We start from the raw sequence: 22771 nt of genomic DNA, 5'->3' as shown, positions 1-22771 counted from the left end.
GCTTATAGGGTCTTTAAAAAATCAGTCATGTTTTGTAAAATAGCTTCAAACGCATCTTGTCCTTCTTTGCTTCCTTCTATGAGATGATGCTCATAATTTACAGCAACTTCATAACTCTTTACGAGACCTAAAATACTAATTTTATGTTTAAGTTTATGTACGTTTTCCGCCGCTGCTTTAAAATTATTGGCTGCGATATTGTCATAGTAAACCTGCTTTTCTTCCGGAAATTCTTTTTGTATGATGTCTATGAGTTTTTGTTCAAAGACCTTATCGCCACCGGACATGCTTTCTATATACGATAAATTAGGTTGCTCCATGAGGCTGTTTTTTTAAGGTAAAATAAAAGGTGGTCCCCTTTCCTAAATCTGATGTTAACCAAATTTTGCCACCGTAGAGATCAACGATCTTTTTTACAATTGACAAACCAATACCTGTAGATTCTTGATTGTTTTCCAATTTTTGGAAGGTTTTAAAAATCTTTTCAAAGTATACCTCATCAATACCCTTTCCATTGTCTTTTATATAAAACTGCCAATGGTTATCTTCATCAGAAACCCCTATTTCAATCTTCCCCTTTTCTTTATCATTATAAGCAATTGCATTACTAATTAAATTTTGAAATAGTTGCTGAAGCCTGTATTTATCGCCTTTAATCGTGGGCAATTTGGGTTTAATGATATCTATATGATTTGGTACTTCAATCATCTTTAGAACATCATCAATGAGGATATTGGTATCTACATCATAGACCTCAAAGCTGGTCTTACCAATGGTAGAGTAATCTAAAATACCATTGATAAGTGTATCCATTTTTTCAACGCTACTTCTAATGAGATTTAGATTGTCTTGTCCTTTTTTATCTAATTTATCCTTATAATCTTCTTTTAACCAAGCCGTTAACGTATCTATACTGCGCAATGGAGACTTTAGGTCGTGAGATACCATATGGGCATAATCACTTAACTCTTGGTTTTGATAAGCCAATTCATCTAATAGTTTTTCCCTTTGCTTATTTATAGCTACAATCTCCTTGGTTTGATTATCAATAAAATCTACCAACTTAGAACCATCCAAATCCATGTTATCGGTCTCTTGATGTTCTGGTAAATTATAAAACTTCAGGGTTTCAATGACATGTTTCAATTTATCAATCACCTCTTTTTGGGCGTTTGCTTCACTCTTTAACTGCTGATTTGCATTGAATAGCTCTTCCGAACTAATGGTCATTGCACGCTGTTGCATGGCAAACTGCTCATTGAAATTTGTATAAGACCTATCTACCGCATCTAAAAACTGTTCTAAGTCTGTATTAGATTTTAGATCCTCGGTAAGGTATTTTCTTATTTGACGTTTTAAAAGGGAATTCATCATTCACTTATTAACGTTATGGTCATGGTTTGGTTGTGAAGTTGGCAATTAATCTCCAAATTAAATGGGGCTATTTCACCATACGAGTAAAATCCACAAACCGTAGTCTCTGTGCCTATGATCGACACCACTTCTTCGATCTCTTCTTCAACACGTTGATCTAGAACCAGTTTTCTTCCGATACAACTCACTAATAAAGCCAATTGTGGTTGGGAACGTCTTTTTTCTAATGCTTGCTTTGCGGCCAGTTCTGATGCATTTGCAATATTGTCTACATTAGTCATCATTAATTGCACCTTAGAATTCTCAGGAATATCGCCAGCAAGAATCATTGTGTTTTTTTCTTCATCGATATTTAAAATCGTTCGGACAAAAGATTGTTGTTCATCTTCGGACTTTACATTTAATGGGTATAAGAGCGCCGCGCCAGGGAGCTCTTTAGATTTATCCCCTAGGTACTTCTTATAAAGATCCAAAGCCGGTTGGTCATCTAACTCGTATAATACATTAGACTCGGACTTCGTCACGATACGTTCTGGTCCAAAGGGCGTCCAACCGCCATGTATGGCAAAAGAGGCTTCAAAAGTATCCCCATAAAACCCTATGGCTACAATTTCACCTGGTTTGGGATTTTCGTTATAGGCAGCCAAAGTTTTCTCAAAGCGTGCTGCATCCCCACAAAGCCCTCCGGTTATCAATAAAGCCTCGTCAGTGGCATCATTCATACCTTTCGTGAGTTCACTCCCGTTTATAAAGCTTCCTTCAGACACTACAAAAACATGTTTTAGACCCTCCTTAGCGAACTGATTTACCAAGTCTTTTCCTGTTTTAAAACTATCTAAATCTGAATTTAAGACATTACTTGTTTTAATTTCAAAAGCCGTTCTTTCAAATTCTATAGCCGTAATGGTTATGCTATCATCGCTGACATAATCTGCCGTTATATCCCCACTTGTTGACCCAAAAACAATATGTCCGTCCGGAAATTTTTTTCGCACTTCATCGTAAATCGTTTCATCTTCTAACAAGTATCTATTCCCGAATACTAGTACCAAAGGTTCGTTAAGTTCTCTAGCCTCGGACACATATTGCCACTCTGTATTAGTTTCTTTTTTCAGCTGTACTGTTTTCATTTTTGCTTTTTTAAGGTGAAGTAAAACGTTGTTCCTTTACCCAGTTCACTCTCCAACCAGATTTGGCCATCATGGAGATTAACAATCTTTTTAACTATTGACAATCCAATCCCTGAAGAATCTTTGCTTTTATTTAGTGAATGAAAAATCTTAAAAATCTTATCATAAAACTGCTTATCTATACCAATACCATTATCACTAACGGAAAACTCATAGTAATTAGGTAAATCCTTTACTGAAACTTCAACTTTTCCTTCGTCTTTATCAATAAATTTAATGGCATTACCTATAAGGTTTTGAAATAGCTGTTGTAGTTTGGTTTTATCGCCATAAACCCTTGGTAGCTTCTTGACTATACTTACTGTTATATGATCTGGTATATATAATATTTGGATTAAGTCTTCTACAATAGTATGAAGATTGACCTCCACGTTTTCGCTATTATCTACCGAAACACTGGAATAGTTTAAAACATCAGAAATCAATTGTTCCATTTTTTCCAAGGTCGTTTGAATAAGATCTAGATTTTGACGACTTGTCGCATCTAATTTATCCTTATTATCTTCCTTTAACCAACTCACCAAAGCATCAATACTTCGCAATGGAGATTTTAAATCGTGCGATACGATATGTGCATATTCTTGTAACTCATCATTACTCTTTTCAAGCTTTTGAAGCAGCTTTTCTTTTTGGAACTCGAGATTCTTTAGCGCTGTAATATCTAAATGTATCCCGATAGACCCTGTAACGTTTCCTTTAAGGTCATAGTTTGGTGCGCCACTAATAAGCCAATGCCTTATGTCACCAGCTTTGTTTTTTACAACCAATTCATAGGAATTAGACTCCCCATTTTGGCGCTTCTGATTCTCTTTTTGAATAATTGTAGAAGACTTGTCAGCTATAAGAAGCTCACCCCCTTTGCTTCCTATGAGTTCGTCTTTATTATAACCAGACATTTCCACAAAACTTTGATTGACCATCTGAATAACATCGTCGTTATTAACTTCAACCAAGCCGAGATTCATATTGGCTATGATACCTACATACTTTTCGCGTTCTGTCTCAATAGCACGCTGGTATTCATTTTCTAATGTGATATCCCTTACAATACCTTGTGCAGCAACCGCCCTACCATCCTCATAGATGATACTGGCATTGATATGCACATATTTTGAAACGTTCTGTTGGGTTCGAATTTTTATTTTAAAATCAGTAATCGAGCCTTCTTCAAAGAGTTGTTTAAACGCGGGCTCTACTTTATCTACTTCTTTTGGGTCTACTAGGGTAATTAGATTTGCTTCATCATGAACCGTCTTAAAATCCAACAAGGCAACAGCAGCTTCATTCATTTTAAGAATATTTCCCCACAAATCCATGATGACGTAGGCGTCTACAATATTTTCAAAGACCCCTTGAAGTTGCGAAGATGTTTTATTGTAAAGTACTGTGAGCTCGGCATGAGATTCTTCAAGTTTTTTATTGACTTCGAAAAGTTCTGCTGATTTTTCCTCCAGAATCTTTTCAGCCGCCTTTCTAGCTGCACGTTCGCGCGCTAAGGCCCTTTTTAGGATGTCTACTTCTTCTTGACTCATTCATTAGCGTTTGTTGATAACAAATCGCACCTCTGTGCCCTCTTCATTTAGCTTTTCAAAAGTGATATCTACAGGTACTTTAAAAAGTTTGAACGTTTCTAACATTAGGCCTTTTCCAAGTACATATAACGCTTTATCAGATTTGTAGATCAACACCATTTTTGTTTCCGTTCGTTCCTCTAAGTCAAAGGTCGGTAATTGGGCTTCGGGGTAAATCTTTTTAACCTCAACATGAATATGATTTTCTATAGACGCCAGCAAATCCATGGGGTCTTTGTAATGACTGACCAAATCTGGATGTGACTTAATCAATGCAGCGAACAAATGCTCTGAATACACCATTAATAAATCATCGACAGAAATATCTGTATTGTTACTAAGATGTGTAATAAGTTGTAACATCTCAGAAAACTCATAAGTCCCAACGGAGGTATAAATGCCTCCCGAATCTAACTCGGATTGACTGATAATTTTATCAACCATTGTTAAACCAAACTTTTCTTCTACGAGTTCTAAAAATTCTGTAAAGATGATTCCCTTCATTTATACGGTAATTAATTCATTGACGCTCCAATATGCAAATAATTTTTCAATTTTAGAAACGTAATCCTCATATTTTAAGGGTTTTAGTATGTAACCAGCAATTCCTATCTTAAAGCATTCCAATAAATCACGCTGGTTATTTGATGTGGTTAAAATAATAGTAGGAATATATCTCAATCTTTCATCTGCCTTCAGTATTTTGAGAAATTCTATCCCATTAATTTTCGGCATATTTAGGTCTAATAAAATAATATCTGGCAAATTGTCTTTTTGTTCTAGCAATTTCAGGGCATCTTCACCATTATTGGCTTCAGAAATATGATGATTGAGTTCTAATGATGCTGTTGCTCTTTTAAGCTTCATGACTTCAATCATATCATCTTCTATTAATAAAATCTTAAGGTTTTTCATCGTTATACTTATTAATTAAGGGGTAATGCAAAATAGGCGAAAAACAAAATTTCTTTATTTAATTTTCGCTTATTTGAAATTAAGTGTAGATGAATGGTAGTTAAGTGTAGATGAATGGCTTTTTAGTTATTTTAAAGTATCCCGCACTTTTTTCGGTAAACCTTTAACGACCATATCGTAGGAATGGTCTATCAGTTCCAAGATGAGTTTTGGTGGTAACTCTCCCGTGTGTATATAGACACTATTCCATTGCTGCTTATGCATATGGTAACCGGGCTTTATACTATCGTAGTCCGCCCTTAGTTCTTGCGCATACTCGGGATTGCATTTTAAATTAATAAATGCATCCCCTTCTTCCCAGCGTTTTAATGAAGCCAAGGCAAACATTTTGTTGCACACCTTAAAAACAAGGGTATCATTATCAAAAGGAAAATGTTCTGTTACTTCCCTTTTAGACATGCAGTAATTTCTGTAATCTTCAATGTTCATTTCTATTTACAATCTTCAAATATCACTTCTATATTGTTATAGGCATTGAGGAGGATTTCGTTCATCTCTAAAGCTTTGACCCACTTAAACATAAATTCGGCCAACTCCTCTTCGCCCCGTAAAAAATGGCCCTGCATTAAATAATCCATCCAATCGCTATTGGTTGCATTATTTTTCGTTTGAAACTGATAAAGCTCCTCAATCGACGTGATACAACTAAAGTCCGTCACATTGACGTAATTGGTTTGCTTATAAGATTTCCAAATCACATCATTTAAATCTACTAAGGCCAATTTAGACCCCACAAACATATTCATATCTCCTCTAACCCGTAGTTTATCGGTATATGTTGAGCTTGATTCGAATTCTAAATCTTCAATTATCCCATCAGACTTACTTTTAAACACCTCAACAGAATCCTTGGATACAAAAATTTCTTTATTTGTATTCATTTTTGAAAACACATAGGACGATTTATCATATATGGATCTGCAAATCGAATCATAGGTTGAAAGTGTTTCTTTATTGTTGGCGATCTCCTGTTTTACCATTTCCAAAGCACTAAGCTTTGATCTGTTGAGTTGTTGATCCTCATAATAGTCGGTGAGATACAAACCCGCAATAACACCAAACATGGTCGAAAACAAGGTAATGACCCAATTATCTTTAAAGAATTTTGAAAGCCTTTTATTATCAGCGCTCATTTTTTATTAACATTGATGTTCAACAACATATCTTTTAAAGCATCAAGCGATGCCTCGTCTATTAGGTTGGTATTGATTCTTAGCTCTTCTGAGTTTGTTTTAACTATATAATCTTGAGAGAAGTACCTGATATCTACTATTTCCACCACCTTAAGTTTCTTACCAAATGGCCAATTTTGTTTAACAAACTCTGGACTAATAGTGATGTAGTGATTTTTTTTTCGATACATAAAAATAGCCAGATAGATCATAGATAAAGCTATCCAACCCAAGCCTAGCCAGGGTTGATCCTTCATTAAGAACATTTGAAAAACACCTAGCATCAACCAAACCACAGCTAGATAGAGATTTAATTTTAAGCGTTTTTTATTATACGGGACGATCATTCTATTCTAATAACTTTTTATGCGCTCCAGCTTCAATTTTTAAGGCGGAGTAATCTAAGGTCCAACCAATAGTCTCGACTAAGTTTTCAATCAATAGTATGGCTTCTAAAGCTTCTTGTTTTGCCACATTATACAAGCCACTTTCAGGGATTTTATCTCTAATATGTTCTTTTGCCTGTGCATGCAGTTCTGTAAGGTCTGAGGCATCGAACTTATTAAACATGCCATCCTGCTTATCGTAATAGTTGATATTACTCTCTATGGACAAGACTTCAGGTTGCGGAAAATGCGATAAAACAACGGTTTTAGAATTTAGATCTGACGACATCTGTACTTTGCTCAGATCAAATCCGACATGGGCCTTGGCATTAATCACCACCAAAGCTTTCTTTTTACTCGAAATTAACTTTAAAAATTTCTCCTTAACGTCTTCGTAATGATAGATTTCGGCAAAATCACCTTCAACTGTGATAAACTTGCAGACGCGCTTTATTTTATCCAATAAAACAATAGACTGTTCATTGGTTTTCTTTTTGACTTTCCACTGTCTTACTAGAGTAACCAATCCTAAGGTTACCAGAATACTAATGATAATTATAAAAAATGTTTCCATATTTAATATGACCCCTGAAGGTAGCTCGTCGTCACAAGGTGTTATTCTATTAATTTATAGAGTATGGGTTTGCTCGGTGTAGCGTCATTTTCAAACGAAGCTATTTGAAGATTGAGCATGTAAGTCCCATCTTTAATCTTGTTAGAAACGTAAATTAATTCTGTTATTGTTGCGTCTTTTCTTATTTTTCCTTGGGTATTCCAAAACGTATGATGCCCTTTCAGTTCACCTCCATCCTCTTCTCGATCTACACTTGGCAGATCGATCAATAAATGTTTAACCCCTTTTCTTACCAGCAGTTTAATAGCATCTTCTTGAAAATAGGTCCAATTGGTATGCGAATACTGTCGCCATTTCTTGTCTTTGGTATTAGGAATGGTCCTAATCACCAACGCGTCGCGCTTTTTATTTCCTATCGCAAATTGAAGTTGTTTTGCTGAAATGACATAATCCTCACCAAATTTCTCTGGAGCAACCGTAACGACTTCAGCCAAGAAAAAAAATTGTTTTAGGTACTTGTTAATAGAATACCTCTCCTCAGTGATATGACCAACGGTTTCGGTATGGGTGCCATGTGAATGCGGATTAAAAGTGATGGTATTAAAATTAACCGGAGCACCTTCAGCCACACTTATAACACCATTATCAAAAACTTCGGGCTCTATTTTGGGTGGACCAATATACCAAGCATTAACATTAGGCTTATCAGCTCTTGTAGCAATTGAAATATCCAAAGGTTGCGATAAATCTATTTTTAGTTTTTTAGAATTGTATTGTATTTGGGCTATCATTTATGCTGAACTTGTTTCAGTATCTTATTAATTTTTGTCGTGTTATAAATCGAAATATAAGTCTTTTAAGTCAGGATTCATAGCTTTAATCAGATTCCATTTCCATTCTCTTTTCCACTGTTTAATTTGCTTTTCTCTAGCAAAAGCCTCATGAAAATCAGCGTATTCTTCGAAATACACTAACTCGTTAACATTATATCTTTTTGTAAACTTAGTAGCCTTACCCTCCTTATGAAGTGCAACTCTATCTTTTAAAAACTTTGACCCACCAACATATAATACTGTTTTGTTTTTGTTGGAAAGACTATAAGTAAATCCCTCTTGCATAGAAGATTTAAATATAGATTTTGGTCCTAATAATGATTTAGTTTCAATTCTATAGATCCTGAAACTAGTTCAGGATAAATAACTCCGAGGCAATGCCATCACTTAGAAATTGACCTTTCTTAGTGACCCGCAAATGCTCTCCATCAATATACAACAAATGTTGGTTAATAAAAATAGTCGCTTGCTCCAAAAGATAGGTTTTAAAAACAGTACCAAAATCGTTTTCAACCTTAACCAAAGATACCCCCCAAATGGTACGCAAGCCTGTCATAATATACTCGTTATAGCGATCGGTTTTGGTGAGAGTTTCTATCTCCATGGGCAAGGTATGCTCTTGAATAGATTTTATGTATTTGGTGTTATTTTTTACATTCCAAGCGCGTTGTTTCCCATTAAATGAATGCGCTGAAGGGCCAATCCCCAAATAGGATTTCCCTTGCCAATAAGCCGAATTATTCTTGCTAAAATAACCTGTCTTACCAAAATTAGACAATTCATAATGCACATAATCCTCAGCTTCCAGTCGATCCTTTAAAAGGTAAAATTGCTCGGAAGCCTGAGCGTCATTAACATCGGCAATAATACCCTTTTTAATAAATGCCGCCAGTGCTGTTTTAGGTTCTACCGTTAAGGCATAGCTCGATATATGTGGTATATTAAAACTAAGTGCAGTATCAATATTTTCTAGCCACTGCGCATCGGACGCCCCGGGAATCCCATAGATTAGATCGAGCGAAATATTATCAAAGTACGTCGTAGCCTCCGCCAAACAGGCTTTAGCTTCTTTGGCATTGTGGGCGCGATTCATCAGCTTTAAATCGGTTTCAAAAAACGATTGAATACCGATGGATAAGCGGTTAATTGGACTTTTAGATAATTCGATGATTCGATGTTTAGACAAATCATCTGGATTGGCTTCTAAAGTAATTTCGGGATGCTCCGAAACTTGATAGTTAGCATAAATCGCATCCATTAAAAACTGCAATTCGTCATTAGATAAGATGCTTGGTGTACCTCCGCCAAAGTAAATCGTTTCAACTAAAGTCGTATTGAATTCCTCCTTACGAAGCTCCAGTTCTTTCGCAAGTGATCGAATGAGTTCGTCTTTCTTCTTTAGCGAAGTCGAAAAATGAAAATCGCAATAATGGCAAGCTTGTTTGCAAAAGGGAATATGAATATAGATACCAGCCATTTAGTTTTTACGTTTTGGTCCTCTTACATATCTGCGCGTATCATGACGCGAAATTTTCAACTCTGGATTAATACGCTTTAAGGATTCAATGTTTTCATCTGTAATAATCTGGTGGTCCACTAACAAATATTTAAGCTTTGGAAGTTCCGCGATATCATCAGGAATAGCTTTAAACGCATTATTGTGTAACCACAAGGTCAAGATGTTTTCTAAACCCAGAACTTCCTCTGGGAAATCATTAAATCTGTTATAGGCTAGACCGCAGAAATCCAGATTCTTTAATTGTGAAAATGATTTTGGCAGTACCCGAAGATCATTACTACCTAGGGACAAATCTTCCAGACCCACCAATTCACCAAAGGATTCTGGAAGCTCCTTAATTCGATTTGATCCTAAATTAAGATGCCTGAGATTGATTAAGCGACCTATATCTTTTGGTAATCTTTTAATAGTGCCTGCATTACCAACGATACTAATCAATTCGCTACAATTGGCCAATTCATCTCTCAGTCCATTTAGGCCATTCGGCGAAATATCTAACATTTGCAAACACCTTAAATTTCCAATAGACGCAGGTAATTCTCTCAATTTTCCATTTGCCCCTAAATCTAAATACTTCAGCATTGAAAGTTCACCAATATGTTCATTGATTTTTCTAAAGTCATTGAAGGTTAGACTAAGCATCATAAGGTTTTTTAGCTTGGAAATATTGTCTGGCAATCGTCTTAAATAGCATCTATTCAGTTCTAGAAAAATCAAATTGGGAAACTTAGAAAGGTCATCAAATAGTTTTTCATTGTCTCTGAATCTATTTGATGACAGATTTAAGTACTCTAGATTTTTAAACTCAAATAGTTCTGTCGGCAATTCTTTAAGATTAGAATCACTGAGGTTTAAGGCATAGACTTCATCCGGATTTTTTAATAATTCTTTTAAATCGTCAACCTTTTCTAAATAGAAAAACTGATCAATCAGTTTGGACCTATGCAGGCGTTCTCCCTGAAAAATATCAATATCATAACAATAATTGTTTAAGGCTTCTTCGATGCTGTTAAGTGATGATGACGGAACTATAAAATTCGTTAGTTCTTCAAAAACCAATTTATCTTCTTCTATTCGTTGCATTAATTCACGATCTTCTTTAAAACCTCTATCGGGTAAAAAAGCACAATCCCAACTAGCGCCTTCTTTATTTCCTGAAAAATACTTTGAAAATATTCTGTAGTAGTATGTATTTCTTAAATCTTCATAAGATCCTGATAACTTTAACCTTTGATTGTAACTGTCTAATGCTATGTCATACTTCTTTGCTGCAAATGCAATATTACCTTTCCACGCCAATAAATAAGGATTTCTTCCTTTTTTGGCTATTATTTGATCTATTTCTTCTAGTGCTTCATCAAATTTTGAATCTAAATAATTGGATTGAAAGCGAAGTGTCTTAACAACGTAATTGTCAGGAAAGCTATCTAAATATATAGTAAGATCCGAAGTTATCTCTCTCTGATTTTTACGTTTTAAATTAGAACTCAAAATAGCTCTTGTTAAATATATTTCTACACTATCTGGATGACGCTCTATAACTTCATCAATTAGAGCTTTAGACTTCTCCCAATCTTTGCTTTTGTACGCCTCATCAAACCGTATTTGCAACTCTTCATCACTCATAAAACTTGAGCATGAATTAATGACTATACATATAAGAAGAAACTTGAAATATTTCATAATGAATAGATTCCTGCCAAGGCAGGAATCACAAATTAACGAATGGACTATTTTTTCACCCTATCCTCATTTTGCTTTACAAAAGCGGCCCAGCCTGAGTAGCTTTTACCAAGCTCAACCTTACCTTGATTGTAAAAGTGACAGACCGCCGCAGCCAAACCATCGGTCGAATCTAAATTTACAGGCAGTTCTTTAAGTTTTAAAAGGCTTTGTAACATCTTGGCCACCTGTTCTTTACTCGCATTACCATTACCTGTTATGGCCATTTTTATTTTCTTAGGTGAATACTCCGTAATCGGTACTTCTCGAGACAAGCCAGCGGCCATAGCAACACCTTGGGCTCTTCCCAGCTTTAGCATACTTTGTACATTTTTTCCAAAAAAAGGAGCTTCAATGGCAATTTCATCTGGGTGATACGTATCGATGAGTTCTACAGTACGCTCAAAAATGAGTTTTAGTTTCAAATAATGGTCATCATACTTTTTTAAATGCAGTTCGTTGAGTTGCATAAAAGTCATGGTCTTGCCCACCACTCTGATAAGACCAAAACCCATAATGGTCGTTCCTGGATCTATTCCTAATATAATTTTTTCCTTACTCATTTAATATCCTTATATGCCCAGCAGAAAGCGAGTAACACACTGTCTTTTTTAGTTCTTCCTTTCATTTTCATAGATGAAGAACGTCATTGGTAATGAATAGCTTACATCAACCTTCTCGCCTTGATGTTCTCCTGGAATAAAATCAGGCAATAGTTTTATAATTCTTACAGCCTCTTTTTCAATTTCAGGATGTGGTCCGCGCGCTTCTACATCAATGACTTTACCAGACTTGTCAAACTTAAACCTAGCAAATATTCGTTTCTTCCCAGGTGATAATCCCAGCGTTGTTCCCAAACTTGTATCGAACTTTTTGAGCGTATGTTGCTGAATAAATTCAACCGCACATTTTCTCTTATCGTCTTTTGTTTCCATACCCTTACATTCTGAAGGATAAGGGACATGATCTACGACAGCAAAAGGGATATATTCTAGTTCTTGATCGCTAGATATTTCAATATTTTCAACAATTTCTACACCTTCTATGGCGGGTTCCTTAGATTTTGTTTTTACGTCGCTTTCTTGAGCGAAACTAAAACTGCACACTAAGGACACAGGGCATACCAAGAACAATAAACTCCTAAGTTTTGGATGGGCTTTGGATCTTTTTAAAACCATACTTTTTAAATTTAAGGATTCATACATGACTCCAGTAGCCTCAAATTCTATTCCATTTATTGATGAATTGCACATTGGATTATTCGATATACTTAATCACAATATTGGCAGCCACTTAAGGACACTGCCAATCCAAAAGTGACATTAAACACACTACCATTAAACGCTCCCAAGCCACTAAGCACCGGATCATAATCGTCTAATGAGGTCAACCCATAAATATAAGCCACATCGGTATAAATTGATACTTTTTCGTTTATGGCGTAGTGGACCTCCAGTCCTCCCAAAATATTTAAATACGATTGTTTATTATCCCCTAAACTTCCTAATGGCGTCGTAAAACTGTACCCAGGCCCTGCATGCAGTATCGTTCGGAATCGCCGTGGCAGGAACCCAAAGTATTCTGTAGGATCCAAAACAAATTGCACGTTGATACGCGAATAGTTGACCTTAAATTCTGGTGATCCATCATCATTTCTAAAACGATTAAAGCCATAATCTAACTTCACACCATAAGTGCGCTTAAACATATGCTGTATCCCAATATTTACTGTTGGAAAATTAATAGGCTTCGCATAGGTGCCGTCCACAAAGCCATCTGTAGTGGGATAATTAACCCCTACCGCAAAAAGTGCTTTCCATTTACTGGTTGCTTTAAATTGCCCGTAACCGGGCAAAGTCATAAAAAAGGCCATTAAAATGAAGAGGTAAAGTCTATAATGGTACTTCATGTATGAGTTTTTGATTTAATTTGCAGCATGTTGTATAGCATCCCATACAAAACTAAGCAATTCTTTGTTGTACTTATTAAGTTATCCATTGTTGTTGGTGCTTTTTATTTTATTTATTCAAAACTGGCCGAAAACGAGCATCTGCGCTTCAGTGATTTTTTAGCATTTTTAAAAGAGAATAAGACATTTTCGCCCAAAAACATCCTTTTTTTGATCATTTTAAGCATTTTTAATTGGTTTTTTGAAATCTTAAAATGGAAGTATTTAGTAAATACGATTACACAAATATCATTTAAAAAGGCTTTAGAGCAAAGCTTAGGTGGATTAACCGCTTCCCTCATAACACCAAATCGTATTGGTGATTATGGTGCAAAAGCCATTTATTATGCGAAGCCGTTTAGAAAACGTATTATTTTGATAAATCTCTTGGGCAATATGGCACAGATGGCCATAACCACTAGTTTGGGTATCATCGGACTTATCCTATTTGTCAATCGCTATCAAATTGATGTCGATTATTATCAGGTCGCTCGATTTGTGTTTATTTTAATTGTTATAGGTTTGTTTGCCGCTTTTGGAATTAAGCACAAAGCATTTAGTATTAAAGGTTATTCCATTGCTAGAATATTAGCCTATATTAAACAGATGGCTCTTAAAACCCATGCGGTCAACCTGCTATTGTCATTGATTCGTTATTTAATTTTTTCATTTCAATTGTATTACTTACTCACCATTTTTGGTGTTGATGTGGATTATTCAAAAGCTATGGTCGTTATTACAAGTCTATACCTCTTAGCTTCAATTATACCATCTATTTCTATTTTTGATGTGGTGGTCAAAGGAAGTGTTGCCGTTTTCTTATTTGGTTATGTACAGGTCAATGAGCTTACCATTTTATCGGTTATCACCATCATGTGGGTGTTGAACTTTGCTATTCCCAGTCTGTTTGGAAGTTATTTTGTATTGAATTTTAAACTTCCTAAAATCGAAGCATGATTGTTACAATAGCCATAATCATCATTGTGATTTATCTGATGCTCATCGGCAGTCTCAGCTTTGGCTTTGACAAGATCAAAACGTTTAGACTTCAGGATTTAAAAGCCAAAACCAAGTTTTCGGTTGTTATTCCCTTTCGAAACGAAGCAAAACACCTACCAAAACTGCTCGATTCCATTTTAAGCTTAAACTACCCTAAAGACCTATTTGAAGTTATCTTGGTTGACGACGATTCTAGTGACCAATCTGTTGAGATGATTCATAAGGTCATGGCTAGTTCTGCTCAAAACCTATCAATCATCAAAAACAAGCGCATGTCTAATTCGCCTAAAAAAGACGCTATTAGCACTGCCATTGCACTTTCCAAAAACGAATGGATCATCACTACAGATGCGGATTGTATCGTACCAACATATTGGTTGGATACTTTTGATGAATATATTCAGACACGGCACCCAAATTGTATTGTAGCTCCTGTAAGTTATACCCAAAATCATTCATTTTTTAATCGGTTTCAAGCGCTTGATTTTTTAAGTCTGCAAGGAGCCACTATTGGAGGCTTTGGGCTTAAATTACCTTTTCTTAGTAATGGCGCTAACTTTGCGTATCAAAAAACGGCCTTTAAAAATTCCAATGGGTTTACGGGTAATTCGGATATTGCAAGCGGTGATGATATTTTTTTGTTAGAAAAGCTCAAACAATTGAACGCTAAAAAGGTGGCTTATTTAAAATCCAATAATGCCATAGTCTTGACAAGCCCTGTAGATTATATCAGCCAATTAATACAACAGCGATTGCGTTGGGCTTCGAAAACAAGTCGTAACCCTAATGGATTTTCTAAAATGGTGGGGCTGGTCGTCTTTTTAGCTAATCTTGTTTGTGTGGCGGTACCATTCGCAGTACTGACAGGTCTTATGGAACTTAGAATAGCCATCGCATTATTTGTGATAAAATTTGCTATTGATTTTCTATTATTATTTAAGACGGCACGTTTTTTAGGGCAAGAAAGTATATTGCTGTCGTATATCTACGCCAGTGTTTTGTATCCTTTTTTTAGTGTTTACATTGTAGCATTGTCTTGGTTTAAGTCCTATAGCTGGAAAGGTAGAGTCTTCAAAAGATAAGGGTATTTTCATATATTTTTGGTAGTTTTACTAAAACCAAATCCTAGCATAAAATGAAAAAAATCATCTTGTTACTTTTTGTATGTTTTGTTTTTCAACTTAACTACAGCCAACAAACCTACACCGTTAATGGAGAGACTTTAGAACTGAACACCGAAATAGACGGTCAATTAGATCTACTCTGGAATATTATCGATGGCAAGTACCGTTATTTTGTACGTAGCGAAGATGGCAGCGTCATAGAGTTAAAGAATACAAAAGGTAGCAATAACGACTATCAGGAAGAGTATAAATCGACCTTGAGTAATCTTACCAACGGCATGTCTACAGACAAACTAAAATTAACACTATACAGTTTGAGAAATTATCTAGATGCCTACAATGCTTCCGTGGATTCCAACTATAATGTTGTGTCTTCAGAGCGCAGCGTTCAGTTTAGATTAGGGTTTTCTGGTGGCATTACCAACAATCCTTTTGTTGGCAATCCAGATAACAAAAACACAGCAATGGTCGGTGCTGAATTAGAAATTTTTGAAGCTAATGTGCTTCCTAGGCATTCTGGTTTTTTACAAGCAAGGCATACGTTCGACAGTGACGATTTTCCATATAGTACAACCGAACTCTCTATAGGTTATCGTTATCGATTCATCAATAAGGAAAGCTTCTCGATTTATGGTCAGGTGAAATTAGCCACCTTAAATTTTTCTAACGTTACTTTTGCAGATGAAAATGATATGGAAATTGATTCCAGTGATACAGCATTCGATATCCCTTTTATTTTTGGAGTAGGTTCTGATATTAAAGTTGGAGATAATAGTTTTATCACCATTATTTACGGTGAGCTATTCGCACTTTTGCTCGACAATCAAGGCAACTTTTCTACAGATATCGCCATTGGTTATAAATTCAATTTATAGCAATGAGCTTAAGGAATTTTAAAACCTCTAACCCTGTTTTTAACGGCTACTTTTGGGATGACGGCAAAGCCTCAACCCGAACCATGTCGGTCCTAGGTATCTTTATAAAATCCATGCTCGGAATTTTAGTGATTGCGGTCATTACGGTTTATCTTTGGAAACTCAACGAGGCTGGTACGTCTATGCGATGGTTTACACTAGGAGGCATGTTAGGGTCTGTTATCATTAGCGTATTAATTTCCTTCAAGCAACATTGGGCTCACATTTTAGTACCCTTATATGTCATCGCTAAGGGATTTTTTCTAGGAGGGTTTTCGTCCTATGCACATCGCAATTTCCCCGAATTACCCTACCAAGCTATAGGAGTAACCATTGTGACGTTTTTTGTAATGCTCATTCTATATCAACTAAGGATTATCATAGTCACCAAAAAATTACGAAGTGTCATTATTACGGCAACCGTGAGTATTCTAGTCGTTTATATCATATCATTAATATTGAGCTTCTTTGGTATTAGGCCCTATATCTGGGGTACTAGTTGGTTCGCTATCGGGTTTAATATCTTGGCTGCTATTGTAGCGTCTTTTGCTTTGCTTTTGGATTTTGATTATATAGAGCGCTACAAGAACAAAGCCCCAAAATATAAAGAGTGGATTGCCACTTGGGGACTTTTGGCCACGCTTATTTGGCTGTATGTTGAAGTACTGCGGTTGATGCAAAAGCTCACCATACGTTTTAATTAATTTTCACAATGACGGGTAATTCAAAAGCGGTGGTTACATATTGACTTCGTCGCGTTGCCGCTTCTATTTTTGGCACCTGTTTCAAACTTTGGCGTAGTAAGCTATCAATTTCAGGAATTTGGAATTGAGTTTCTGGCTTTAGGGTGATGTTTTCTATATTCAAAACCCCTTTATTATCAATAATGAGTTGTAACCATATGGTGTCATTTACGTCCTCCGAAACAACAATGTTTTGAGCTGCTAAATAACTATTAACATGGGATAAAAGCGTATTTTGAAAGCAAATTTTACCGGCTTCTTTTTCAATAATGGAATCACAATTGCTAAATCTCGGATACATATCGACTTCATTCCAATTGAAGGTTCGCAACTGTTCCTCTAACAAATCGTCTGCATTAACTCTTTGCTTTTCAAAATAATTGCAAGACGTTAAAAGAACAATTAAAAAAAGACAAGCTATTCGGTTCATTAGCACATTTCTGATAGCGAAATGTACGATATTTTTAGATTTCAGTTTTCTTCAATGAATTTTTCTTCTTTTAACAGCTTAAGTCTTTGCTCGGCATATACTTTAAATGGGCTATCCGGTTTATTTTTAATGAAGTTCTCATATAACTTTATCTTGGTATCGAGATCGGCATAATACGCATCTTTTGTCCTAAGTATAAAAAACTCCGAACTGATGTTTGATGGGTCTTCTTTTAATGATTTCTGAAATGCTTTTATAGCTTCATCATATTTCTTCTGTCGATTTAATACACTACCTAATTGTTGGTATTCATGAGATAATGAAACATCCAAAATGTTTAATGCCTTTGACATATACTCTTCTGCTTTTTCAAAATCACCCAATCGTTGGTAATAAGCACCAATAACATACATGGCGTTAGCATCGGACGGATTAAACTTCAATGCTTCTTTTCTATGATAAATGGCGTCTTGGTAATCTGAATTCTGAGCATAACTAATACTCAATTTTTCATGTATAAATTCAGATGTTTCATCTAAGTCTAGTAGCTTATTGAACCATACTACCGAATGGGTATGATAATCCTGAAAGTAATAAGCCTGAGCTTTTAGACTGATAAGATCCACGTTTTCAGCGTAGGACTCGAGACCAATATCAATGATGTTATGCGCTTCTTTAAAGCGTCGCTTAAAAATATGACGTTTTGCCATTTTAAATATGGCTTTTTGATGGGTCTGATCTAAGTTGTATGTTTTTTTAAATGCCTCGAACGCTGTACTATCATTTAACTTTTCTAATACAACTCCCAACTCATAGTGATAATTAGGATTTATACTATCTCTCGAAACTAAATTATTGAAAAGCAGTTTGGCCTTATCATACTTTTTAGTTCTTACCAATAACTTAGCATATTCATAGCTTATAAGACCATTGTCGGGATCTGCTTTTAGAGCTTTTTCATAATAGAATAGTGCTTCACCATAGTTGCCTATGGCTAGGTATGCCTTAGCAATTTCGTCATATACACTATCTAAATCTTCTACCGTTTTATAGAGCTCTATCGCTTTAGAATAGTTGCCTACAGCGTAGAGTTCATCCCCAAGACGCTTTGAGTTTTGAGACTGTAAAAAGAGGCATCCGTTTAAAACAACAAGAATTGCAATACTATAATTCATACATAAATTTTCTTTAAAATAGCAGGAATGCTGGTATTCGACAAATTAAAGAGCAATTATTACTAAAACGTAACTTTAGTTGACTTCTTGCGTCATATCGGTACTTATATTATTTATATGGAACTATTTTTAATCATTTTGGCTCTGCTTCTAATGTTATTGGGCATATTGGGTAGTTTTCTACCTGTCATTCCTGGCCCCTTAACCAGTTGGGCCGGGTTTTTAGTACTGCATTTTACGGAAGGCATACAATTAAGCCAGACATTTTTAATCGTTACGCTCATCATAGCACTATTTATATATGTTTTGGATTACATCATCCCAGCTATAGGCACCAAACGTTTTGGTGGCAGCAAGGCGGGAATGATTGGCACAACTCTGGGCTTGCTCATAGGATTGCTATCGCCAATTCCTTTCGGTATTATTATCGGCCCTTTTGTAGGCGCTTTGGTCGGTGAGATGATTCACAGAAATGATATAGGAAAGGCCTTAAAAGCTGCCTTCGGATCCTTTTTAGGATTTATTGCCTCGACATTTTTAAAGTTTATTGTCGCTATTATATTCCTCGGTTTTTTTATTGTAAAGCTCTCTGAGCATCAAGGCAATTGGTTCTAAACCCAAAAGATAAAGCAAGAAAAAAACCTAGTTGCAAAGTACAACTAGGTTTAATTTTTCTTGCTATTAACTCAACAATTACTTAAGAGGGATTAATTAATTCTTGTTGACTTGTGTAAATGTAAGCCAATGCATTATTTTTTTCTTACGGTAAAACCGCAAACTTGATGCGGAAAAACCGTAATTTCCAGCAATAGCAAGTGCTACAAGCGTTTTTTTTGACTGTAAAATATGTTGATTTTTTCGCCCTTTTTTATAAATAACCTTTCTCACGCGCTTCCTGTAACAAGGATTCATCCTTACCGTCGGTTACAGAAAAGAGTAATTTGAGTTGCTTTTTGCGTTTTTCAATGGCACTCGTCGATAAGGGGATATATTCGCTTAGACTCTTTGTTTTGATACCTTGGGATAACAGGTGAAGAATTTTCCGGTTGACATCATCGACATAGATTTCGCTGGTAATGGTCTTTTTTACATAGTTACTCACCGTACTGCTGTAATAAGGCGGGTATTTTAGGATTTGCTGAAAAGCATCAGCCAATTCCATCGAGGTTAAATCGCTCTTTATCAGAAATCCATCCGGATTTATTTCTTTGATGATATTGTGAATTCTAAAGGATTCATTAAACATCGTCAGGATAATAATTTTGGCGTCTGGCAGCACTTTTTTGGCCAAAAGTGCCAAGTCTTCTCCTGAGGCGTATCTACCATCTTCCGACGGTGGCAAGCTGATATCAAAAAAGCAGACATCGTAAGGCGTTCCTTTTGAAGCTCTGTTAATCATAAGCTGCGCTGTATCACAGTTGTTAGCCGTATCTATCAGCAAGGTTTGGTCCTCGTCTTTGGTTGCCATTAATACATTTTGATAGCCCTCAATGATTATGGGGTGATCATCAACCATTAAAATGTTTATATGCTTCATCCGTTTTTATATTCTAAATCGTATTGACTAACCTATCTCGCTGTCAAACAGGTGGAATGGCCCATAAATTACCTTCAACAATTAAAGATAGTTTAGGGCACATTTCATGTCGATTAGCTTGCATAGGGGATCTTAACATTAACCGTTGTACCGTGGCCAGGCTGAGAGGTGAAGGCGATTTTTCCGTTAATGTCCTCAACACGAGAGGTCATATTTTTTAAACCAATACCTTTCTTACTCTTCGATGTATCAAATCCCTCTCCATCATCAATGATGTCTAAGCAAAATACGTTTTTTTCTAGTGAAATACTAATTTTTATGGCTTTTGCGTTGGCGTGTTTGTAGATATTTTGCATGGATTCTTGTATAATCCTGTAAATGTTGATTTTAGTTTTATTGGATACCGAATCCCAACTGATATCATCCGTATAATTAAAGTCGTATTCTAAGCCATAAGCCTGTGTTTGATTCTCAATAAGCTCCGAAACAATGTCCATAAAGCCCGAACCCGACACAAAATCGGTGTTTAATTCATGGGAAATTTTACGGATGTCTTCTTCTATGGTTTTAAGTTGACCTATATAATTAGCCCGAGTCATCATAGCTTCTTTTCCGTCCTTAAAATTAATGCTATCCAAACTGAGACGCGTACCAAAAAGACGGCCCAAAACACCATCGTGTAGTTCTTCGGAGATGCGCTTCTTTTCCTGAGTTCTGGCTTCGTCTACTTTATCCTGTTGGCTCAGCATTAAGTTATAAATATCCTCATTGGCTTTTTGCTGTACCTGGATAAGTTTAAGCTTTCTATTCTTAGCACGTTGGGAGATAAAGAGATAGGTTAATATGGCGGCCAGCAATAAACCTCCTGATAATAGGGCCAGATAGAAGTTTTCTTTGGAGATTTGCTCGTTTTCGGCTTCTAATTCATCGGTCTCTAACTCAATACGTGCGAATTTATTTCTGACATTTCGCTCAACTTGAAGGAGACTATCGCTTACCTTTATATATTCATATAAATATTCTTTCCCTTCTTCCCCTAACTTTAATTTCGATAATAGCTGCATTGATTCTAAATAAATCTGATTAGATTCAATATCTTTTGCCAAATCATACGCCTCTTTCGCATATTTTTCTGCTAGACTTTTTTCACCAACACCATCATGAAATTTTGCTAAACTAATAACAGTACCTGTCAGAGTGATCTTATCATTCAAACTATCACTGATGGTGTACGACCTATCAAAAAGATTAAGAATATTCTCTTTTTCATATAACCCAGTTAAGTATTTTGTGTAAGCTAGATTTTCTAATATTAAAGCATAAAATGAAGGATCATCATTGTAAAGTCCTTTTCTTTCGGCTACATCTCTAAAAATTTTCTCTGCCTCTAAATGATTACCTTGTTCCCTCTTGACGTAGGCAATATTATTTAAGGTGTAAAGACCATTGTTATAATCATCTTTCATTTTTTTTGCAACACTAAAGGCTTTATTATGATATTCTAATGCTTTATCATAATCCTTAAGCGAATTTGCAACACTTCCTAATGTATTATAAAGAATCCATTTCTGATCAAGAATATCATCCGTTTCTTTAACTTTTTCCAATACGTTTAGTGCTCGAACGGCATTTTCGTCTGCACCAAAATAATCTTTCCCATCTAGTTGAATCACAGATAAACTACCTAGACTATATGAAAGTTGAGGCATGTTATTGATTCTATCGAATATTTTAGCAGCCTTTGAATAATAATAATAGGCACTATCACTTACTTTTTTTATTGAGTATGAATATCCTATTGCATAATGGGCAAATCCCAAGGAAAGAGAATCATTGAGTTTTTTTGAAAGCGTTATTATCTTATGATTAGTTTTAATATATCCTTCAAAATCTTCATCATAAAAATAAAAGTCAACTATGTTTAAGTTTGTATTTAAATAAATGGAATCATTATTCAGCTTTCTTGCGAGCGAATTAGCTTCATTTGCAAACTGAAAACGTTTATATTCTTCATAATCTTGATTCTTAGAAGAATCTATCAAACGCTCAATATCCTTTAATAATATTTGATCTTTTTCGGACTGAGCAGAGCAAATAAATGCCAAAAGAATTAGTAATGCTGTGATGAAAGCTTTTGATTTCAATACTTTGCTTATATGAATAATCAAAGTTAAAATAAAATATCATCTTACCTATTTTCTGGCAATAATAACAGAGAAAGTCCTTACCAAAAGATAAGGACTACTGATATTAAAAACAGTGATATTATTCCGATTAGCCTCTAGTTGGCGTTTTCATCTTAGCCTTATTATGAGCTAATAAATTCACGTTTGTTGATTTTGTCTTGTAAGTCGGCTCGTTGTCCGCAATGGCCTTATCAGATTCTACACCAGATACAGTTAACATGGCAATAGCTACTAAAGCAAGAGTAATTTTTAGGGTTTTCATAAAAGTATCAATTTAGGGTTTATTAACAGTCAATATTAAATGCCGTAACGATTTTTCGTTACATCTTGAGGGAGGTAAATGGATAATTAACTATTGTAGGTTCTTAACCTAAATTGTACTAAAATAAAACGAGGGAC

At 35.5% G+C, this 22771-nt stretch carries 27 protein-coding genes; 5 read left to right on the top strand and 22 right to left on the bottom strand.

Annotated features, from left to right (window positions below; translation table 11 throughout):
- Positions 1 to 2: 2 nt before the first annotated feature.
- From ACO052_RS06030 to ACO052_RS05950, 17 genes are all read right to left on the bottom strand, one after another.
- Positions 3 to 320, bottom strand: coding sequence for an Hpt domain-containing protein (locus ACO052_RS06030; RefSeq protein ID WP_422107101.1), 318 nt, complete (start codon positions 318 to 320; stop codon positions 3 to 5).
- Entirely contained in the window at positions 307 to 1374 is a 1068-nt protein-coding gene (locus ACO052_RS06025) for a sensor histidine kinase (protein ID WP_422107100.1), read from the bottom strand. The genes ACO052_RS06030 and ACO052_RS06025 overlap by 14 nt, the downstream gene beginning before the upstream one ends.
- A complete protein-coding gene (locus ACO052_RS06020) occupies positions 1371 to 2504 on the bottom strand; it encodes an FIST signal transduction protein (RefSeq protein ID WP_422107099.1) in 1134 nt (377 codons plus the stop codon). Before ACO052_RS06020 ends, ACO052_RS06025 begins: the two co-directional genes overlap by 4 nt.
- On the bottom strand, positions 2501 to 4096 hold the full coding sequence (locus tag ACO052_RS06015; protein WP_422107098.1) for a sensor histidine kinase: 1596 nt from the start codon (positions 4094 to 4096) through the stop codon (positions 2501 to 2503). Before ACO052_RS06015 ends, ACO052_RS06020 begins: the two co-directional genes overlap by 4 nt.
- Before the next feature lie 3 nt (positions 4097 to 4099).
- Entirely contained in the window at positions 4100 to 4639 is a 540-nt protein-coding gene (locus ACO052_RS06010) for a heme NO-binding domain-containing protein (RefSeq protein ID WP_422107097.1), read from the bottom strand.
- Positions 4640 to 5050 (bottom strand): response regulator, encoded by a 411-nt coding sequence (locus ACO052_RS06005; RefSeq protein ID WP_422107096.1) that lies wholly within the window; start codon positions 5048 to 5050, stop codon positions 4640 to 4642.
- A gap of 126 nt (positions 5051 to 5176) precedes the next feature.
- Positions 5177 to 5539 (bottom strand): MmcQ/YjbR family DNA-binding protein, encoded by a 363-nt coding sequence (locus ACO052_RS06000; RefSeq protein ID WP_422107095.1) that lies wholly within the window; start codon positions 5537 to 5539, stop codon positions 5177 to 5179.
- A 2-nt stretch (positions 5540 to 5541) separates the two neighbouring features.
- On the bottom strand, positions 5542 to 6243 hold the full coding sequence (locus ACO052_RS05995) for a hypothetical protein (protein WP_422107094.1): 702 nt from the start codon (positions 6241 to 6243) through the stop codon (positions 5542 to 5544).
- Entirely contained in the window at positions 6240 to 6539 is a 300-nt protein-coding gene (locus ACO052_RS05990) for a hypothetical protein (RefSeq protein WP_422107093.1), read from the bottom strand. The genes ACO052_RS05995 and ACO052_RS05990 overlap by 4 nt, the downstream gene beginning before the upstream one ends.
- A 91-nt stretch (positions 6540 to 6630) precedes the next feature.
- Positions 6631 to 7242 (bottom strand): DUF4230 domain-containing protein, encoded by a 612-nt coding sequence (locus tag ACO052_RS05985; protein WP_422107092.1) that lies wholly within the window; start codon positions 7240 to 7242, stop codon positions 6631 to 6633.
- A 41-nt stretch (positions 7243 to 7283) separates the two neighbouring features.
- Positions 7284 to 8033 (bottom strand): cyclase family protein, encoded by a 750-nt coding sequence (locus ACO052_RS05980; protein ID WP_422107091.1) that lies wholly within the window; start codon positions 8031 to 8033, stop codon positions 7284 to 7286.
- A 42-nt stretch (positions 8034 to 8075) separates the two neighbouring features.
- Complete coding sequence (locus tag ACO052_RS05975; protein WP_422107090.1) at positions 8076 to 8360, bottom strand: GIY-YIG nuclease family protein; 285 nt, start codon at positions 8358 to 8360, stop codon at positions 8076 to 8078.
- Between the two features lie 64 nt (positions 8361 to 8424).
- A complete protein-coding gene (gene hemW / locus ACO052_RS05970) occupies positions 8425 to 9552 on the bottom strand; it encodes a radical SAM family heme chaperone HemW (RefSeq protein ID WP_422107089.1) in 1128 nt (375 codons plus the stop codon).
- Entirely contained in the window at positions 9553 to 11220 is a 1668-nt protein-coding gene (locus ACO052_RS05965; RefSeq protein ID WP_422107088.1) for a hypothetical protein, read from the bottom strand.
- A gap of 104 nt (positions 11221 to 11324) precedes the next feature.
- Positions 11325 to 11879 carry a crossover junction endodeoxyribonuclease RuvC gene (gene ruvC / locus ACO052_RS05960; RefSeq protein WP_422107087.1) on the bottom strand — a complete coding sequence of 185 codons (555 nt, stop codon included), beginning with the start codon at positions 11877 to 11879 and terminating at the stop codon, positions 11325 to 11327.
- Positions 11880 to 11927: 48 nt separating this feature from the next.
- A complete protein-coding gene (locus ACO052_RS05955; protein WP_422107086.1) occupies positions 11928 to 12569 on the bottom strand; it encodes an energy transducer TonB in 642 nt (213 codons plus the stop codon).
- A gap of 17 nt (positions 12570 to 12586) precedes the next feature.
- Positions 12587 to 13225, bottom strand: coding sequence for a cell envelope biogenesis protein OmpA (locus tag ACO052_RS05950; protein ID WP_422107085.1), 639 nt, complete (start codon positions 13223 to 13225; stop codon positions 12587 to 12589).
- Between the two features lie 27 nt (positions 13226 to 13252).
- Between ACO052_RS05950 and ACO052_RS05945 the strand changes: the two genes are divergently transcribed.
- From ACO052_RS05945 to ACO052_RS05930, 4 genes are read left to right on the top strand one after another with little or no spacing between them, the layout of a single operon-like run.
- A complete protein-coding gene (locus ACO052_RS05945) occupies positions 13253 to 14221 on the top strand; it encodes a lysylphosphatidylglycerol synthase domain-containing protein (protein ID WP_422107084.1) in 969 nt (322 codons plus the stop codon).
- Positions 14218 to 15345 carry a glycosyltransferase family 2 protein gene (locus ACO052_RS05940; RefSeq protein ID WP_422107083.1) on the top strand — a complete coding sequence of 376 codons (1128 nt, stop codon included), beginning with the start codon at positions 14218 to 14220 and terminating at the stop codon, positions 15343 to 15345. The genes ACO052_RS05945 and ACO052_RS05940 overlap by 4 nt, the downstream gene beginning before the upstream one ends.
- 53 nt (positions 15346 to 15398) lie before the next feature.
- Entirely contained in the window at positions 15399 to 16262 is an 864-nt protein-coding gene (locus tag ACO052_RS05935; protein WP_422107082.1) for a hypothetical protein, read from the top strand.
- A gap of 2 nt (positions 16263 to 16264) precedes the next feature.
- Positions 16265 to 17005, top strand: coding sequence for a Bax inhibitor-1/YccA family protein (locus ACO052_RS05930; protein ID WP_422107081.1), 741 nt, complete (start codon positions 16265 to 16267; stop codon positions 17003 to 17005).
- Here the strand turns inward: ACO052_RS05930 and ACO052_RS05925 are convergent.
- Together ACO052_RS05925 and ACO052_RS05920 are read right to left on the bottom strand one after the other, a co-directional pair.
- Positions 16998 to 17474 (bottom strand): hypothetical protein, encoded by a 477-nt coding sequence (locus ACO052_RS05925; RefSeq protein WP_422107080.1) that lies wholly within the window; start codon positions 17472 to 17474, stop codon positions 16998 to 17000. The two genes, ACO052_RS05930 and ACO052_RS05925, sit on opposite strands and share 8 nt — an antisense overlap.
- 41 nt (positions 17475 to 17515) lie before the next feature.
- The gene (locus ACO052_RS05920) at positions 17516 to 18649 is read right to left on the bottom strand and encodes a tetratricopeptide repeat protein (RefSeq protein ID WP_422107079.1); all 1134 of its coding nucleotides are present in this window, start codon (positions 18647 to 18649) and stop codon (positions 17516 to 17518) included.
- Positions 18650 to 18766: 117 nt separating this feature from the next.
- Between ACO052_RS05920 and ACO052_RS05915 the strand changes: the two genes are divergently transcribed.
- Positions 18767 to 19264 (top strand): DUF456 domain-containing protein, encoded by a 498-nt coding sequence (locus ACO052_RS05915; RefSeq protein ID WP_422107078.1) that lies wholly within the window; start codon positions 18767 to 18769, stop codon positions 19262 to 19264.
- A gap of 253 nt (positions 19265 to 19517) precedes the next feature.
- Here the strand turns inward: ACO052_RS05915 and ACO052_RS05910 are convergent, their stop codons facing one another.
- From ACO052_RS05910 to ACO052_RS05900, 3 genes are all read right to left on the bottom strand, one after another.
- A complete protein-coding gene (locus ACO052_RS05910; RefSeq protein ID WP_422107077.1) occupies positions 19518 to 20186 on the bottom strand; it encodes a DNA-binding response regulator in 669 nt (222 codons plus the stop codon).
- 113 nt (positions 20187 to 20299) lie between these two features.
- Complete coding sequence (locus ACO052_RS05905) at positions 20300 to 22330, bottom strand: sensor histidine kinase (protein WP_422107076.1); 2031 nt, start codon at positions 22328 to 22330, stop codon at positions 20300 to 20302.
- Between the two features lie 130 nt (positions 22331 to 22460).
- Entirely contained in the window at positions 22461 to 22634 is a 174-nt protein-coding gene (locus tag ACO052_RS05900; protein ID WP_422107075.1) for a hypothetical protein, read from the bottom strand.
- Between the last annotated feature and the right edge of the window lie 137 nt (positions 22635 to 22771).

The organism is Winogradskyella sp. (assembly GCF_965228925.1).
Classification (GTDB): domain Bacteria; phylum Bacteroidota; class Bacteroidia; order Flavobacteriales; family Flavobacteriaceae; genus Winogradskyella.
The sequence above is the reverse complement of the archived record's forward strand: the minus strand, read 5'-3'. Positions and strand labels throughout refer to the sequence as shown.